Origin of the sequence: Pseudomonas syringae (assembly GCF_021605415.1) — a bacterium.
Taxonomy (GTDB): Bacteria; Pseudomonadota; Gammaproteobacteria; order Pseudomonadales; family Pseudomonadaceae; genus Aquipseudomonas; species Aquipseudomonas syringae_S.
In genome coordinates, this window is record NZ_WKEQ01000011.1 from 85,596 (window position 1) to 101,621 (window position 16,026).

Here is a 16,026-nt window from a genome sequence, read left to right on the forward strand (position 1 = left end):
GACGAGGTTGTACCCCATGCCAGTCGGCAATCACCTGCCTCACGGCGAAACCGCTCAGGGCGGTCCGCTCAAACGCGAACTTGGCGAACGGCACATTCGCTTGATGGCGCTCGGCGCCTGCATCGGTGTCGGTCTGTTTCTCGGGTCGGCCAAGGCTATCGAGATGGCCGGTCCGGCGATCATGCTTTCCTACATCATCGGCGGTCTGGCGATTCTGGTGATCATGCGTGCCCTCGGCGAAATGGCCGTGCACAACCCGGTCGCCGGCTCTTTCAGCCGCTATGCGCAAGACTATCTCGGCCCATTAGCGGGCTTTCTCACCGGCTGGAATTACTGGTTTCTGTGGCTGGTCACTTGCGTCGCGGAAATCACCGCCGTTGCCGTGTACATGGGCATCTGGTTTCCCGATGTGCCCCGCTGGATCTGGGCCCTCGCGGCGCTGATCAGCATGGGCTCGATCAACCTGATCGCCGTGAAAGCCTTCGGCGAGTTCGAGTTCTGGTTCGCCCTGATCAAGATTGTCACCATCATCGCCATGGTACTCGGCGGCGTCGGCATCATTGCGTTCGGCTTTGGCAATGACGGCGTGGCGCTGGGCATTTCCAATCTGTGGATCCATGGCGGCTTCATGCCCAACGGTGTGCAAGGCGTGTTGATGTCGCTGCAAATGGTGATGTTCGCCTACCTCGGTGTCGAAATGATCGGCCTGACCGCCGGTGAAGCGAAGAACCCGCAGAAGACCATCCCCAGCGCCATCGGCTCGGTGTTCTGGCGGATTCTGCTGTTCTACGTTGGTGCGCTGTTCGTGATCCTGTCGATTTACCCGTGGAACGAAATCGGCACTCAAGGCAGTCCTTTCGTAATGACTTTCGAACGCCTGGGCATCAAGACCGCCGCCGGCATCATCAATTTCGTCGTCATCACCGCCGCGCTGTCGTCGTGCAACGGCGGCATCTTCAGCACCGGGCGCATGCTTTATAGCCTGGCGCAGAACGGTCAGGCCCCCGCCGGTTTCGCCAAGACGTCGAGCAACGGCGTGCCGCGTCGCGCCTTGTTGCTGTCGATCGGCGCGTTGCTGCTCGGCGTGTTGCTCAACTATCTGGTGCCGGAAAAGGTCTTCGTCTGGGTGACGGCCATCGCGACGTTCGGCGCGATCTGGACCTGGGTGATGATCCTGCTGGCGCAGCTGAAATTCCGTAAGGGTTTGAGTGCCAGCGAACGTGCTGCACTGAAATATAAAATGTGGTTGTACCCGGTCAGTTCGTATCTGGCGCTGGGGTTTCTGGTGCTGGTCGTCGGCCTGATGGCGTACTTCCCGGACACCCGTGTGGCGCTGTATATCGGGCCTGCGTTCCTGGTGCTGCTGACCGTGTTGTTTTATGTGTTCAAGTTGCAGCCCAACGAGGCGTCGCACGGTGTGGTGCGTTCTGCTTCTTGAGAGTGATGTTTGAAAGCGAGAGCCCCGGTCGGTTGATCGGGGTTTTTTTTTAAGATCAAAAAATCGCAGCGTTCCGCAGCTTCTGTAGGGGGCTGCATTTTGACTGTAGGAATTGCCGGAGGCTGCGATCCTTAGATCGTTGACCACTGGTCTGAAAGCCCCGCATACGGCGATTTCTGGCGCATCGTCATCTTCCAGGTTTCATCAACGCAGTTTCCAGCGCAGCAGTGAACAGAGGCGCAGGTATGAGGATGAGCGATTTTCTCGTTCGAGAACTCGGCCGCCGTCAGGTTGCGCTGTTTTTTCTGCTCGCGACCACGCTCTTTGTCCTGCCAATCATTTTCGCGGACTTCCCGTACATCGATGACAACTGGCGTGCGCTGGCCGCCGGCAACAGTTGGGCCGGCCAGGGGCGGTTGTTCGCCGACTGGTTTTACCAGGCGCTGACCTTTACCGGTGGTGCGCCGAACATCTTTCCGCTGCCATTGCTGTTGGTCACCGGGATCATCAGTCTGGCGCTCACCCGCCTGACGTTTCACTACTTCCCCGAGCCGACGCTGGCCTGTTGTCTGGTGGTATTGCCGCTCTGGTATAACCCGTTCCTGCTGCAAAATCTGTCGTATCAATACGACGGCCCCAGCATGGCGCTGAGTCTGGTTGCTGTCGTCTACGCGATGACGTTTTGTGGCTCCGGCCGGGTGCAGCGCTGGGTGGTTCCGGCGTTGCTGATCGCGCTGGCGTTGGGGCTCTATCAGATCAGTCTCAACGTCTTTCTCGGCTTATCTTGCGTGGAAGTCGTCAGGGCAGTCGAACGGCGCCTGTCATGGACGGTTGTTGGCAGAATGCTTGGCTTGAAACTGGCTCAACTGGCGCTGGGGATATTCATCTACGGCATCACTGCGTATCCGTACATGCAACCGCAACGGCAGGCGCTGCTGGATTGGACGGCCGAGCCGCTGCTGCAGATCAGCATCAACATAGGGCGAGTGCTGGAGAAAACCACACTGCTATTCCACGGTGGTTACGCGGGCGTTTCAGCAGTGTTGATGCTTTGTGCGCTGATCGGCGGTGCAAAGCTAGGACGATCGAATACCGGACGCTGGAAAAGCTTCGTCCCCGGTCTGATCTGCTTGCTGGCGCTGGGAACACTGGTGCTGCTGGTGCCGGGCATGTCCCTGTTTTTTCGCGATTTCAACGAAGGCGCCCGTACCCTGATGGGGTTTGGCGTGTTGCTAGTTCTGCTTTTCTATCTTGCTTTTTTTGCGCTGGCCTCGATGCATCGACGAATGCCGTTGCTGCTGGCGATCCCGCTATTGGCGATGCTTTCGCTGTCCTTCGCTTATGGCCGGGTGCTGTCGATGCAGAAAACCATCGCCGACAACGCCCTGTTCAGCCTGAGCCACGACATTTCCGCTTACCGCGAATTGCGAGAAGCCAAGCGGATTTATCTGGCGGTGACCTATTCTGATCATTGGCTGACGAGTGCTGCCGGGTCGTTCCAGCGCTTGCCGGTGTTGCGTTATTTGCTCAATGTCGACTATTTCATGCTCGCCGAAAATTTGCCGGCCGCCGGAATCACCAACGTCGTCGCCGAGCGCGAGCGGCGCAATGCCACTCACGTGGGTTATCAGGGCTTTCCACCGCTGCTGGAAACGCAGTACTACCGGATTTACCTGATCGGCGATTACGGATTCATCGTCATGAAAGAGCCGCCGCGCAATAGAATTCTGCGCTGGTAACAGACTTGACCGCTCGTCGGATACACCCCTTGACCTGTTATTTCTGTCAGTAGACCCACCCATCGGCATGACTTAGGTTGGAAGTCGGTGATGGTTTAGTCGAAAGCGTGACATATGACAAAAGTAACGGCTACTTATAACAGGGAAAGTAAAAATTTTCTTGGCCGGCCGTGGAGCCCGCTAGAGATTTATGTTTTCTTTCAGTTGATGACTATCTTGCATATAGTTCCGATTTTACTCGCTGACTACCCCTATAACGACGATGTGGGTCGTGGGATCTTTGGTATACAGGGCTGGGCGAGGGACGGACGACCTTTTGCAGATTTGCTGTATATCGTCCTGACATTTTCGACGTCGATGACCAATATCTTTCCATTACCTTTACTCATTGCAACCGTGGCTATGTCTTTCGCATTGCGAAGACTGGTGACGCATTATTTTTCGAGAGCGGGATTTATTGAATGTCTCGTAGTCTTGCCGTTATGGTGCAATCCTTTTTTTTTGCAAAATCTTTCTTATCAGTATGATGGGCCAAGTATGGTGTTTGGCCTTGTTGCCGTCATCTACGCGGTTACGATAAAAGGCGTCCATGCAGGTTGGTGCGTCGCGTTTTCAGCAATATTGATCGCGGTCGCACTTTCGTTTTATCAAATCTGCCTGAATGTTTTTATTGGTCTAGCGTGTGTCGAAATTATTCATTGTATTTCTTCAGGAGTGAGTTTACGTACCATCCTTAATACCGTCCAACTCTGTATAGCTCATTTGATAAGCGGTCTTTTCGTATATTACCTCACGGCGTATCAACTTATTGGCGGTGACCGTCAGGGGTTTGTCGAACCTGATAGTTCAGGTGTCAATCAAATACTGATACGCATTATTTCCATCACCGATAACATTTTTCTTGTGTTTACTGCTGGCAACGCCTGGATGTTTTTATCGCTAGCTATGGTGGCGATTTCTAGTTTTATATTGGTTGGATATCGGGTCGCTATTCGACAAAAAGGTAGCGTGGCTAAGTCGATAACGCTTGTCGTCTATTTGTGTGCATTGCTTGGGTTGCTGTTAGCGGTTTATGGGATTGATCTTTTCGTGCGGGTCTCTTATCCCGGTGCTAGAAATTTGATGGGTGTTTCGCCACTTCTGATTTTTTTGATGCTTTTTTGCCGAAAAGGATTGTTGAAGTTAAATCGTCATTTGACTTTTTTTCTAGCCGTTCCATTGTTGTTTATGTTGAGTTTTTCTTTTGCTTATGGGCGAGTGATGTTAGCTAAAAAGCAATTTGAGTGGGTGGTTATTCAAAGCTTGAGTTATGACGTCATGGGCCATGCTCGTCTTCGGGAACTGGAGACTATCTATTTGGTGGCCGACGTTAGTTATCTTTGGATTCCGGGGGCGCAGCGAACGTTGAAAAATAACCCGGCAATAGCCTTTATTCTTGGATTGGATTTTGTGTTACTGCCTGAAAGTGTGCGGGCAGCGGGATTAACAAACGTGGTGGGCGTCTACAATTACAAACACGATTTTACTGTTTGCAGTGATTGTCAGCGGTCGCTTAGTAGCCGATATTACGACATCTATGTGTCGGAGAAAACTGGCTATGTTGTAATGAAGCGATGGACAGAGATGAAAGATTACGATTATCGCTGAACATCGCTTCCGTTAGAAAAAAGCAATAATTACGACTAAGCCGCCGCAATCTCCTGCGGCTCAAAACTGTCCGCCCGCGCCATCTGCCACATCCGCGAATAGAACGCGCCATTCACTTCCCCGGTGAGCAATTCCCCCGGTTTCAAAAACACATGCAGTTGCGAGAACAGTTTGATCTCGGTCGCCGACATGCGTCGAACCAGGTGCTTGGCCGACAGTTGCGAGGGGTGATCGAGGCCGGCGGCGGCGAGCATTTCGGCCAACGCTTTGAGCGTATTGCGGTGGAAGCTGAAGACGCGCTGAGCCTTGTCCGGGACGACGAGGGCGCGTTGGCGCAAGGTGTCCTGAGTTGCTACACCGGTCGGGCATTTGTTGGTGTGACAAGACTGCGACTGGATGCAGCCGATGGCGAACATGAAGCCGCGCGCCGAGTTGGCCCAGTCAGCGCCGATGGCCAGGACGCTGGCGATGTCGAAGGCGCTGACGATTTTGCCGCTGGCGCCGAGTTTGATCTTGTCGCGCAGGTTAAGGCCGACCAGGGTGTTATGCACGAACAGCAGGCCTTCACGCAGCGGTACGCCGATGTGGTCGGTGAATTCCACCGGTGCGGCGCCGGTGCCACCTTCCTTGCCATCGACGACGATGAAGTCCGGGAGGATGCCGGTCTCCAGCATGGCTTTGGCGATGCCCATGAACTCCCATGGATGGCCGAGGCAGAACTTGAAACCCACCGGTTTGCCGCCGGACAGCTCACGCAGTTGCTGGATGAAGTGCATCAATTCGATGGGCGTGGAAAAGGCGCTGTGGCGTGACGGCGAGATGCAGTCTTCGCCCATCATGATGCCGCGCGTGTCGGCAATTTCCTGGGTGACTTTGTGCTTGGGCAGAATGCCGCCGTGACCAGGTTTGGCGCCCTGGCTCATTTTGATTTCGATCATCCGCACTTGCGGGGTCTGGGCCTGGGCGGCGAAGCGTTCCGGGTCGAAACGACCGTCGCTGGTGCGGCAACCGAAATAACCGCTGCCCAGTTCCCAAGTGAGATCACCACCGTGCTCGCGGTGATACGCGCTGATGCTGCCTTCACCGGTGTCGTGGGCAAAATTGCCGAGTTTCGCACCCTGGTTCAATGCCCGGATGGCGTTGGCGCTGAGCGAGCCGAAACTCATGGCTGAAATGTTGAACACTGACGCCGAGTACGGTTGGGTGCATTGCGGGCCGCCGACGGTGACACGGAAACTGCTCGGGTCGCTCAACGGCGCCGGGCGCATCGAGTGGCCGATGAACTCGAAACCGGACTGATAAACGTCAATCAGGGTGCCGAAAGGCTTGTCGGCGGTTTCGTTTTTCGCTCGCGAATACACCAGCGAACGCTGGGCCCGGGAGAAGGGCAGGGCATCGCTGTCGGATTCGAGCAGGTATTGACGGATTTCCGGGCGGATGGCTTCGACCAGATAACGGATGTTGCCCAGAATCGGATAGTTGCGGCGCACCGCATGAGGACTTTGCAGCAGGTCGAAAATACCGATCAGGCTCAACACGCCGGTGACAGCAGTGATCGGCCAGAGCCAGTCGTGTTCGAGGAAAGGCAGGCTGGCGAGGGTGAACATCACGCAGACGGCAAAGAAGGCGTAACGGCTCAGGAGGGACAGGCTCATACGGTTTCCTTGGTTCGGACTGTTTTGTGTAGGAGCCGAGCTTGCTCGCGATAGCGGTTTGTCTTTCAGCTATTGGCTGCCTGACCAGATGCTGTCGCGAGCAAGCTCGGTGCCTACGGGATTTCTGGAAGCGAAGCATACGCCTGTTGATTGATCCCCTCACTCATACCTTCCGGTGCGTCGTGCCAACCAAGGGGAGCAGATCGACAGGCAAAAGATCGCAGCCTCGTTTTACTCGACAGCGGCTACAGGGGTTTGGGATGCTTGGTGTTTTTCGTCAGGTCTTTTGTTATGTCGACTGTTCCGCTGATTCGTATCGCCGCTGCTTTGTTGATTCGCGCTGACGGTCAGACCTTGCTGGTGCGCAAGCGCGGCACCACGGCGTTCATGCAACCGGGGGGCAAGATCGAGGCTCACGAGCAACCTGTCCACGCGTTGGCCCGAGAGCTGGAAGAAGAGTTGGGACTGATCATCGACCCGACACGAGCGACGTTCCTCGGCCAATTTTCCGCACCCGCCGCCAACGAGCCGGGACACGTCGTACAGGCGGACATCTTTCTACTGACCCTCGATGTCGATGTCACCCCGGCCGCCGAAATCGACGAGGTGATGTGGATCGATCCGGCGACTGTCGGCGATGTCGTGCTGGCGCCATTGACACGCGACCTGATCCTGCCGTTTTATCGAGCCTCGCTGACGGCCATCGCCTGAACGTCACACAAGGATTTCGCCCATGGTTCCTCTGCCGGACTTGCTGATCTTCGCCGTCGCCGCGTTGCTGACGGTGCTGACGCCTGGGCCGAACATGATTTACCTGATCTCCCGTTCGATCTGTCAGGGGCGCAAGGCCGGGGTCACGTCGTTGCTGGGCGTGGTCGCCGGTTTTTTTGTGCATGTATTCGCAGCGGCGGCGGGGCTGACGGCGGTTTTTCTCGCCGTGCCCATGGCTTACGAAGTGCTCAAATGGGCCGGTGCGTTGTACTTGCTATGGCTGGCCTGGCAAGCGGTCAGGCCGGGTGCCCGCTCGCCGTTCGAAGCACAGCGATTGCCGCCGGACTCGTCGCGAAAGCTGATCACCATGGGTTTTCTGACCAGTGCGCTGAACCCGAAAATCGCTGTTTTCTATCTCTCGGTTTTTCCACAGTTCATCAGCCCTGAACACGGCTCGGTGTTCATGCAGAGCCTGATCCTTGGCCTGACCCAGATCAGCGTCAGTTTCTGCGTCAATCTGCTTATTGCCCTGTTCGCGGCGGGGATTGCGTCGTGGTTCGTGCACAACCCGACCTGGCTGGCGGTGCAGCGTTATTTCATGGGCTTCGTGCTTGGTGGCCTGGCATTGCGCCTGATGCTTGAACCGCGGCGAGCGGCATGACCATGTGGATCGAGCGGCTGGATGCCAGCCATGCCTTGGCCTATCGAGCACTGATGCTTGAGGCCTACGACCGCCATCCGCAAGCGTTTACCTCGAGCGTCCGTGAACGCGCGGCCATGCCGCTGGCATGGTGGGAAGGGCGGCTGACCAGCAAATTTGATGTCGTGCTCGGTGCCTTCGACGCTGGCCGGTTGGGCGGTATCGTCGGTCTGGCCTTCGAGCCACGGGAGAAGGCACGGCACAAGGCGACGCTGTTCGGTATGTACGTGTCAGCCGATTTTCGTCAGCAAGGGATGGGCCATCAACTGGTGCACAAAGCCCTGGACGAGGCCCGCGATCATCCGGCGCTGAAGGTTGTTCAACTGACGGTTACCGCCGGCAATGATGCGGCGTTCAAGCTGTACCAGCGTTGCGGCTTCGTTCAGTTTGGGCTGGAACCGCTGGCGGTGCGGGTGGGCGAGGATTATTTCGACAAGATTCATATGTGGCGGGAGATTTGAAAAAGATCGCGGCGAACCCTGTAGGCGCCGCCGAAAAGCCGCGATCTTTTGATCTGATTATCAGCGCACCGCGCTGACCCCATCCAGCGTTGAAAACGACGTGTCCTTGGCCGTCAGCAGAAAATCGCGCATGTACGGCGCGTCCAGCATGTCGGCGCGGATCCCGGCGTATAGCGTGGCGAACAGGCCTTTTTCGCCCAGACGCTTGCCCTTCACGTAACCCCGCGCACTGTATTCATGCAGCGCCCAATGCGGCATGCCGCAGACGCCACGGCCGCTCGCCACCAATTGCATCATCATCACCGTCAGTTCCGAGGTGCGCACCTGTGCCGGTTCAATGTCGGCCGGTTCGAGGAAGCGGGTGAAGATGTCCAGCCGATCTCGCTCCACCGGATACGTGATCAGGGTTTCGCTCAGCAGATCTTCGGGGACGATGTAGGGTTTGCTCGCCAGCGCATGCTGGTTGGCGACCGCCAGCATGGCTTCGTAAGTGAACAGCGGTACGTAAGTGATGCCGGCGATTTCCAGTGGATCGGACGTTACCACCAGATCCAGATCGCCGCGGGCCAGGGCCGGCAGCGGAGCAAACGAGAAGCCTGAAGCGAGATCGAGTTCGACTTCGGGCCAGGCGTCGCGGAACTGGTCGATGGTCGGCATCAGCCATTGGAAACAACTGTGGCATTCGATCGCCATGTGCAAACGCCCGGCGGTGCCTCCGGCAAGACGACTGATGTCTCGTTCGGCGGCACGCAGCAGCGGCAAGGTCGCATCAGCCAGTTGCAGCAGACGCAACCCGGCGCTGGTGAAACGCACCGGTTTGGTCTTGCGCACGAACAGCGGCATGCCCAGCCGTTCTTCCAGTTCCTTGAACTGATGGGAGAGGGCCGACTGAGTCAGGTGCAACCGGTCGGCGGCATCGACCAGGCTGTCGGCTTCACGCAGGGCATGCAGGGTTTTCAAATGGCGGATTTCAAGCACTGCAGGCTCCATGAAAATAACTAAAGGTTGTGACGGTGGCCGTGAGTTTGTCTCATGTTGGCATCGCTGTCGACAACGGGTCAACGCCGAGCATCGGTGACCGCTCGGCACTCTTCATCAAACTGTCACGCAACTGTGGCAGCGCGCTTGAACAAACTTCATCAGACTCGCGCTCTACTGGGGTTCTGCGTTTCGGTGTTTTTCATGGGTGCGTCATTTTTCTCGAAAATCGTTTTTATGGCTGTTCTGCTGGTCAGTCTGCCGTCGCTGGCGGCTGCCCGTTGTGATGTCGACGTACCGACCGAACGGGTCGATCTGTCGCAGGTGAGCCTGGCATATCAGAGCATTGGCCGGGCGTCGGATCCTGCCCTGTTGCTGGTCATGGGATTGGGCGGGCAACTGATTCACTGGCCGGATGAAGTGGTGGTCGCCCTGTGCCAGCAAGGCTTTCGGGTGATCCGTTACGACAACCGCGATGTCGGTCTGTCGACCTGGCGGCAGGCTCCGATCGACGCCAACCTGACCTTTGAAGTGCTGCGCTACAAACTCGGCTTGCCGGTGTCGGCACCGTACAGCCTGACCGACATGGCCGACGATGCGCTCGGATTGATGGACGCATTGCACGTGGAGCAATTCCATGTGCTGGGCGCGAGCATGGGTGGAATGATCGCCCAGCACATGGCGGCGATGGCGCCGCAACGGGTCGAAAGCCTGACACTGATCATGAGCAGCTCCGGCGCCGAGGGTTTGCCGGCACCGAATGCCGCGCTGGTGCAATTATTGGCCCGTCGCGGTGCGCCGAACCGGCAAATGGCTCTGGAGCAGCAGGCGGATCTGCTCGCGGCGCTGGGCAGCCCGGCGGTCACGGATGACCGGCAGGCCTTGCTGCATCAGGCCGCGCTGTCCTACGACCGGGCGTTCAACCCCGAAGGTGTGAAACGCCAAATCATGGCGATCCTCGCCGAACCAAGCCGTGTGGCACTGCTCAATCAGCTGCGGGTGCCGACGCTGGTGGTGCACGGCACCGCTGACCCGTTGCTGCCGGTGATGCACGGCGTACATCTGGCGGCGCATATTCGAGGCAGCCAGTTGAAACTGATTCCAGGCCTGGCCCATCGTTTTCAGGAAGCCTTCAAGGAACCGTTGCTGGCGGCGGTGTTGCCGTACCTGCGAAATCATCGTGAGGACACGTCGCACTGGGCGCAGATTGAACCGATGAAGTCGCGTGAACTGTTGTAGGAAGCGTCTGACAAAATTCAGTCGTCAATAAAATAGCAATGTGCCACTATTGTTTGGGATTCTGCTGCCGATAGAGGGAGCGACTTTTTCAAACATAGGGACATGCAACATGAATTTCCGCGCTCTACGCACTTGGGCCATGCTGACTGTGCTGGCCTGCCTCACCCTCACTGGCTGTGCCAACGTTCAGCCTCCCGTGCCGCTGGATCAACAGTTCTGGAACGCCAAGGAGCCGACTATCGGCGTGGCGATCACCGAGGTGCCAGCGCCGGTACTGGCACTGACCGGTAACCAGGGGATTCTCGATTACGCGATCAATTCGGGCATGAACAGCAAGCTCAGCGACAACGTCAAAACCTGGCAGGTCAAAGACTTTGAAACGCTGCCCGATGCCATCGTCGCCAAGCTTCAGGCTAAAGGTTACAAGGCCAAGCGCATCGACGAGCGGGTCAATTTGAAGTCCTACAAGGACATCAAATTCCGCGAAGGCTACATGACCAAAGACATGAGCCCGATGAAGGCTGCTTACGGTGTTGATCGTCTGTTGCTGGTGACGGTGTACACCACCGGTGCAACCCGCAGTTATTACAGCGTTGTCCCGACCAGTGCGCCAATGGCGCAGGTCAGTGGCCAGGGCATGGTGGTCGATCTGGCGGACAACAAACTGCTGTGGTTCCAGCCGTTCGCCGCTGTTCAGGCCGCGCAGGGCGAGTGGGACGAGCCGACGTACACCAACTTGAACAACGCGTTTTATCAGGCGGTGGATAACAGCCGTCAGCAAATGATCACCCCGTTCGCGCAATGAAATGTTCAGTGGCCGTCATCTGTGCGCTGGCCCTGTTGGCGCTACCCGGTTGTGCACAAAAACCGGCGCCCGAGGCCGGCTTCAAGGATCAAGGGGCGTTGCCCTATGTCCAGGCCCACGGGCTCAAGGTCGACGTGCAACTGCCGCCGGCATTTGTCGGCGCCAGCACCGTCATCGACAGTAAGGCTGCGCTGAAGGCAGCCTCGTCGAGTTACAACCTGGTGTCGAGTTCGGGCGCCGGGGCCGGAGCAGCGGGCTTATTGGTCGCCGCTTTGGTCAACACGCAAATGGGCAGCGGCACTTTGCAGCGTGACGCAGAAAAAGCCGCCCTCAACGACGCGCGGCCGATGGCCGATCTGCTGGCCGGCGTTCCTTTGCAGGAACGTTTGCAGCAACGCTATCAACAGGCTTCACAGGTCGCCGGGCTGAAACAGGGGCAAGGCCAGATCACTGCGCGTTTGTTGATAGAGCCTCGTCTGATGCTGACGCCGGATCGCGGCAGTTTTGTGTTGGTCAATCAGGTGCAGGTGCAGGACATCGCCGGTTCGGCGCTGTATCGCATGCGTATCGAAGTGGCGAGCCAGCCGATCCGTCGCTGCGGCCAGCAGTGCATTGATGACGGCAGTCTCGATCTGGCGAAAGTCAGCGCTGTGCTCGACGAGTGTATCGACGAGTCCATGCGGGTGTTGGCAACGGATCTGATGCTGCCGGCACCGCCGCCCGCGGCTCAGGAAACCTTGCGCTATGTGCTGGATGGTCAGCGGGTGGTGGAGCGCGGTTATCAACTGGCGCAAAACGGCAGTTATTCGCGCTACCGCAATCTGTATGGTGCGGTGAAGTCGGTGCCGGTGCCCTTTGAGGACGCATTGTCGGCGGCGCAACTGGCCAATGCTTACGGTCGCTAAGCCATTGGCTTTTTGCTCAGGCGTGCAGCCGCACCCAGACCGTCACCAGTACGGTCGCGGCAATCAGCCACGCCACCGCCGCCACGGCCAGCGACGCCTCCAGTCGTAACCGGTCGACCATCACGTACAACGTCGCCAGATAAACGAAATACGGAATGATCGACCACATGCCGAACACGATGGTGGTCTTCAGATCGTCCACCGAACGGCCCTTGCCGACGATGTAGTGGGCGATCAGCGCAAAGGTCGGGAACAGCGGCACGAGGCCGGCGATGTAATAGTTTTTGGTCTTCGACAACGCCGCAAGGATCAACACCACCGCCGCGCCGATTGCCGCCTTCAGAATCAAATCCACTTCAATCTCGCTTAATGGCTCAGGCCGTATTTTTTCACTTTGTCGAACAGCGTGGTCTTGGCCATGCCCAGCTCCAGACTGGCCTGGGTCAGGTTGCCGCCGCTGCGTTGCAAGGCGTCGACGAGCAGGTTGCGCTCGAATGCTTCCACGGCTTCGGCGAACCCCAGACCCTGTCCTGAACCCGCCGCCCCCGACTTCTTGAACGCCGGCAAACCCAGGGCGAAGCGTTCGGCGACGTTGCGCAATTCACGCACGTTGCCCGGCCAGTCGTGGCTCATCAGGTTCGACAAAGTCTGGTTGTCCAGTTCGGGAGCGATGCGGTCAAAGCGCAGGGAAGACTGCTGCAAAAAGTGCTCGAACAGTTGCAGGATGTCCTCGCGCCGCTCGCGCAGCGGCGGCAGTTCCAGCGTTACGACGTTGAGGCGGTAATACAGATCGCTGCGAAATTCCCCGGCCTTGCTCGACGCGTCGAGGTCGGACTTGGTCGCCGCAATCACCCGGCAATCCACCGCGACGCTCTGGTTCGAACCGAGGCGTTCGAGGGTGCGTTCCTGTAACACGCGCAGCAGTTTGATCTGCAAGGGTAACGGCATGCTTTCCACTTCATCGAGGAACAGCGTGCCGCCGTCGGCGTGTTCGATCTTGCCGATGCGTCGTTTGCCGGCGCCCGTAAACGCGTTGGCTTCATGACCGAAAATTTCGCTTTCGAACAGGTTTTCCGGCAGCCCGCCGCAATTGAGTGCCACGAACTGCTTGCTGTGTCGTCGGCTGAAATCATGCAGGCATCGGGCAACGAGTTCTTTGCCGGTGCCGGTTTCGCCCTCGATCAAGACGTTGGCGGAAGTGTCGGCGACGTTAGCGATCAGTTCGCGCAGGTTCTGCATGGCCGGCGAGCGGCCGATAATGCGCCCCTCCAGCGAATCGCGTTCAGCCAGTTGCCGGCGCAACGAGGTGACTTCCCGGGCCAGGCTGCGTTGCTCCAGCGCGCGGCGGGCGACATCGACCAGGCGTTCGGGTGAGAACGGTTTTTCCATGAAATCGTAGGCGCCATTCTGCATCGCGCCGACCGCCATCGAGATGTCGCCATGGCCGGTGATCAGCACCACAGGCAGGCTGCGGTCTCGGGCCTTGAGGCGTTTGAGCAGTTCCAGGCCATCGATGCCGGGCAAGCGAATGTCGCTGATGACGATGCCGGCAAAATTGTCGCCGACCCGCTCCAGCGCTTCTTCGGCGCTGCCAACGCCCACGCAGGGGATGTCCTCAAGGGTCAGCGCCTGCTGACAGCCCAGCAGGACATGGGGATCGTCTTCGACGATCAGCACACTAAGATCGTTGTTCATATTGGCTCGGCAGGAGAAGGGCTTACCAACGGTAAACTGAGGACGAAAGTGGTGCCGCCGCTGGCCGGGTGTTCAACACCCAGATGTCCGCCGGTGGCGGCGGCCAGACTGGCGGAAAGGGTCAGGCCGAGGCCGAGCCCCTGTTCACCGGGCTTGGTGGTGAAAAACGGTTCGAACAGATGCTTGCGCGCTTCGGCGTCGATACCGTGGCCGTTGTCGCGCACCCGCAGGCGGTATTTGCCATCGAAGGGTTCGCCTTCCAGCCACAGCGTCGGCAGCGGCTGAGCGTGCATGGCATCGAGGGCGTTCCCGATCAGGTTGACCAGAATCTGTTCGAGTCGAGTCTGGTCGATCTGCACCTGCACATCATCGAATTCACGATTCAGTTGCAGCGAGGCGTTTTCCACGCGTGCGCCCAGCACTTGCAAGGCAGCATCCACCGCTTTGCCGAGGCTGGCCTGGCCTTTGTCATCGCCACGCCTGGCGAAGGACCGCAGGTTCGCAGTAATCCGGCCCATGCGGTCGATCAGGTCGTTGATGGTCTTAAGGTTAGTGCTGGCGACATCGAGCTGACCGCGCTCAAGGAAGCGGATGGTGTTGCCGGACAGCGTGCGCATCGCCGCCAGCGGCTGATTCAGTTCATGGGCGATGCTGGTGGACATCTGGCCGATGGCGGCGAGTTTGCCGGCCTGCACCAGTTCATCCTGAGCGCGGCGCAAGGTTTCTTCGGCCTGGCGGCGTTCGCGGATCTGACTCTTGAGACGGTCGTTGCTGGCGCGCAGGTCGGCGGTGCGGTCGGTGATCCGTCGCTCCAGTTGATTGTTGGCTTCCTGCAAGGCTTCGCGGGCGGCGAGTCGCGTGGCGATCACCTTGCGTCGCTCGTTCCAGGCGATCAGCAGAAACGCCACCAGCGCGAAGGCCACGGCCACCAGAATGCCCTGATTGATTGCCTCGCGGCGCAAGTCCTGCAATGGCGTGAGCAGGGTGAAATTCCATGGGGTGTCGCTCAGCGGCCGGGTTTGCGCCAGGTAACTGATGTCATCGTCATCGGACTCGACTTCGCTGTTGGCCGGGAAGGTGAGTTTTTCCGCGCCTTCGGACAGGGTTTCCCGGGCCAGCGGCTGCAGTTCGTTGAGCGGGAACCAGTAGTACTGAAGGCTGCGGGCGAGTTTTTCCTTGGTGTCGTCGCTCAGCGGGATCACCGATTTGAGACGCCGCGCCGGATCGCTCGACAAGATGATGATGCCGTTCTCGTCGCTGACAAATGCTTCCAGCCGCGCGCGCTGCCAGCGTTCTTCCATGGCCTCAAGACGCACCTTGACCACGGCGACGCCGATGATTTTGCCGTGCTCTTCAAGGCCGTGGGCGAGGTAATAACCGGGCTCGCCGTTGGTGCTGCCGATGCCATAGAAACGCCCGGGCTGACCGCGCACGGCATCCTGGAAATAGGCACGGAAAGACAGGTCTTCGCCAAGGTAACTGTCGACATCGCGCCAGTTGCTGGTGGCCATGACGCGGCCGGTGGTGTCCATCACATAGATGGCTCGACTGCGGCTGCGCCGATTCAGGCCTTCCAGGTATTCGTTGACGGTCTTGCGGTATTCCGGGGACGGATCGGCGAGCAATTGCGGGACACTGGTTTCCAGTTCCAGCAGGCTCGGCAGATAGGTGTATTTGCTGATCTCGCTTTCGACCGCTCGAGCGTGGAGTTCGAGCTGGCGCTGACCGTTTTCGCCAAGGCTGCGGATGCCGAAATGTTCACTGGTCCAGAAACCGGCGTAACCCAGCGCGATCATCAACAGGATGACCAGCGGCGGCAAAAACAGATGGCGAATCAGGCGGGGTTTCACGGCAAGTGATGGCGGCGTGGCGCGATAGAGGGTGGGGTCGCATTTCATCACAGATGCCTTGGGTCAACCACAATACTTGTCTGAGGCCGCGCCGATCATCTGTAGGAGCGAGCCTGCTCGCGATAGCGGACTGACATTCAACTTTAACGTTGACTGTACGGACTTAATCGCGAGCGGGCTCACTCCTGCAGGGTGAAACGTCA

Annotated in this window: 14 protein-coding genes; 9 read left to right on the forward strand and 5 right to left on the reverse strand. The window is 58.2% G+C overall.

From position 1 onward, the window contains the following. Positions 1-16: 16 nt before the first annotated feature. The 3 genes from GIW69_RS10430 to GIW69_RS10440 all read left to right on the forward strand — a co-directional run bounded on the left by GIW69_RS10430 (position 17) and on the right by GIW69_RS10440 (position 4,824). Complete coding sequence (locus tag GIW69_RS10430; protein WP_236482310.1) at positions 17-1,438, forward strand: amino acid permease; 1,422 nt, start codon at positions 17-19, stop codon at positions 1,436-1,438. Between the two features lie 245 nt (positions 1,439-1,683). Further along, positions 1,684-3,177 carry a glucosyltransferase domain-containing protein gene (locus GIW69_RS10435; RefSeq protein ID WP_236482312.1) on the forward strand — a complete coding sequence of 498 codons (1,494 nt, stop codon included), beginning with the start codon at positions 1,684-1,686 and terminating at the stop codon, positions 3,175-3,177. Positions 3,178-3,291: 114 nt separating this feature from the next. Then, positions 3,292-4,824, forward strand: a complete 1,533-nt coding sequence (locus GIW69_RS10440; RefSeq protein WP_236482313.1) for a glucosyltransferase domain-containing protein — start codon at positions 3,292-3,294, stop codon at positions 4,822-4,824. Positions 4,825-4,859: 35 nt separating this feature from the next. Here the strand turns inward: GIW69_RS10440 and GIW69_RS10445 are convergent, their stop codons facing one another. Beyond that, positions 4,860-6,479: an FMN-binding glutamate synthase family protein gene (locus tag GIW69_RS10445; RefSeq protein ID WP_236482315.1), complete on the reverse strand. Its 1,620-nt coding sequence runs from the start codon at positions 6,477-6,479 to the stop codon at positions 4,860-4,862. Between the two features lie 291 nt (positions 6,480-6,770). On the opposite strand from GIW69_RS10445, the gene GIW69_RS10450 reads away from it, so the two are divergent. The 3 genes from GIW69_RS10450 to GIW69_RS10460 are packed head-to-tail and all read left to right on the forward strand — an operon-like array spanning position 6,771 to position 8,351. Further along, a complete protein-coding gene (locus GIW69_RS10450; protein ID WP_236482317.1) occupies positions 6,771-7,190 on the forward strand; it encodes an NUDIX hydrolase in 420 nt (139 codons plus the stop codon). A gap of 22 nt (positions 7,191-7,212) precedes the next feature. Next, positions 7,213-7,851: a LysE family translocator gene (locus GIW69_RS10455; RefSeq protein WP_236482319.1), complete on the forward strand. Its 639-nt coding sequence runs from the start codon at positions 7,213-7,215 to the stop codon at positions 7,849-7,851. A gap of 2 nt (positions 7,852-7,853) precedes the next feature. Beyond that, positions 7,854-8,351 carry a GNAT family N-acetyltransferase gene (locus GIW69_RS10460; protein ID WP_236482404.1) on the forward strand — a complete coding sequence of 166 codons (498 nt, stop codon included), beginning with the start codon at positions 7,854-7,856 and terminating at the stop codon, positions 8,349-8,351. Positions 8,352-8,411: 60 nt separating this feature from the next. Here the strand turns inward: GIW69_RS10460 and metR are convergent, their stop codons facing one another. Next, on the reverse strand, positions 8,412-9,329 hold the full coding sequence (metR, locus tag GIW69_RS10465) for a transcriptional regulator MetR (protein WP_236482320.1): 918 nt from the start codon (positions 9,327-9,329) through the stop codon (positions 8,412-8,414). A 204-nt stretch (positions 9,330-9,533) separates the two neighbouring features. Here metR and GIW69_RS10470 point away from each other — a divergent pair, with 204 nt between their 5' ends. The 3 genes from GIW69_RS10470 (at position 9,534) to GIW69_RS10480 (ending at position 12,278) form a co-directional block, all read left to right on the forward strand. Further along, positions 9,534-10,568 carry an alpha/beta fold hydrolase gene (locus tag GIW69_RS10470; RefSeq protein WP_236482322.1) on the forward strand — a complete coding sequence of 345 codons (1,035 nt, stop codon included), beginning with the start codon at positions 9,534-9,536 and terminating at the stop codon, positions 10,566-10,568. 109 nt (positions 10,569-10,677) lie between these two features. Beyond that, positions 10,678-11,373 (forward strand): hypothetical protein, encoded by a 696-nt coding sequence (locus GIW69_RS10475; protein ID WP_236482323.1) that lies wholly within the window; start codon positions 10,678-10,680, stop codon positions 11,371-11,373. Beyond that, positions 11,370-12,278, forward strand: coding sequence for a hypothetical protein (locus GIW69_RS10480; protein ID WP_236482325.1), 909 nt, complete (start codon positions 11,370-11,372; stop codon positions 12,276-12,278). Before GIW69_RS10475 ends, GIW69_RS10480 begins: the two co-directional genes overlap by 4 nt. 16 nt (positions 12,279-12,294) lie before the next feature. Here GIW69_RS10480 and GIW69_RS10485 read toward each other — a convergent pair whose 3' ends face one another. From GIW69_RS10485 to aauS, 3 genes are read right to left on the reverse strand one after another with little or no spacing between them, the layout of a single operon-like run. Continuing rightward, on the reverse strand, positions 12,295-12,624 hold the full coding sequence (locus GIW69_RS10485) for a GlpM family protein (protein WP_236482406.1): 330 nt from the start codon (positions 12,622-12,624) through the stop codon (positions 12,295-12,297). A gap of 20 nt (positions 12,625-12,644) precedes the next feature. Further along, a complete protein-coding gene (aauR, locus tag GIW69_RS10490; RefSeq protein WP_268945591.1) occupies positions 12,645-13,973 on the reverse strand; it encodes a two-component response regulator AauR in 1,329 nt (442 codons plus the stop codon). Further along, positions 13,970-15,871 (reverse strand): two-component sensor histidine kinase AauS, encoded by a 1,902-nt coding sequence (gene aauS / locus GIW69_RS10495; protein WP_236482326.1) that lies wholly within the window; start codon positions 15,869-15,871, stop codon positions 13,970-13,972. Before aauS ends, aauR begins: the two co-directional genes overlap by 4 nt. Between the last annotated feature and the right edge of the window lie 155 nt (positions 15,872-16,026).

Coding starts and splice junctions, on each gene's coding strand:
- GIW69_RS10430 (WP_236482310.1), top strand. CDS start 17: ATGCCAGTCGGCAATCACCTGCCTCACGGCGAAACCGCTCAGGGCGGT.
- GIW69_RS10435 (WP_236482312.1), top strand. CDS start 1,684: ATGAGGATGAGCGATTTTCTCGTTCGAGAACTCGGCCGCCGTCAGGTT.
- GIW69_RS10440 (WP_236482313.1), top strand. CDS start 3,292: ATGACAAAAGTAACGGCTACTTATAACAGGGAAAGTAAAAATTTTCTT.
- GIW69_RS10445 (WP_236482315.1), bottom strand. CDS start 6,479: ATGAGCCTGTCCCTCCTGAGCCGTTACGCCTTCTTTGCCGTCTGCGTG.
- GIW69_RS10450 (WP_236482317.1), top strand. CDS start 6,771: ATGTCGACTGTTCCGCTGATTCGTATCGCCGCTGCTTTGTTGATTCGC.
- GIW69_RS10455 (WP_236482319.1), top strand. CDS start 7,213: ATGGTTCCTCTGCCGGACTTGCTGATCTTCGCCGTCGCCGCGTTGCTG.
- GIW69_RS10460 (WP_236482404.1), top strand. CDS start 7,854: ATGTGGATCGAGCGGCTGGATGCCAGCCATGCCTTGGCCTATCGAGCA.
- GIW69_RS10470 (WP_236482322.1), top strand. CDS start 9,534: ATGGGTGCGTCATTTTTCTCGAAAATCGTTTTTATGGCTGTTCTGCTG.
- GIW69_RS10475 (WP_236482323.1), top strand. CDS start 10,678: ATGAATTTCCGCGCTCTACGCACTTGGGCCATGCTGACTGTGCTGGCC.
- GIW69_RS10480 (WP_236482325.1), top strand. CDS start 11,370: ATGAAATGTTCAGTGGCCGTCATCTGTGCGCTGGCCCTGTTGGCGCTA.
- aauR (WP_268945591.1), bottom strand. CDS start 13,973: ATGAACAACGATCTTAGTGTGCTGATCGTCGAAGACGATCCCCATGTC.
- aauS (WP_236482326.1), bottom strand. CDS start 15,871: ATGAAATGCGACCCCACCCTCTATCGCGCCACGCCGCCATCACTTGCC.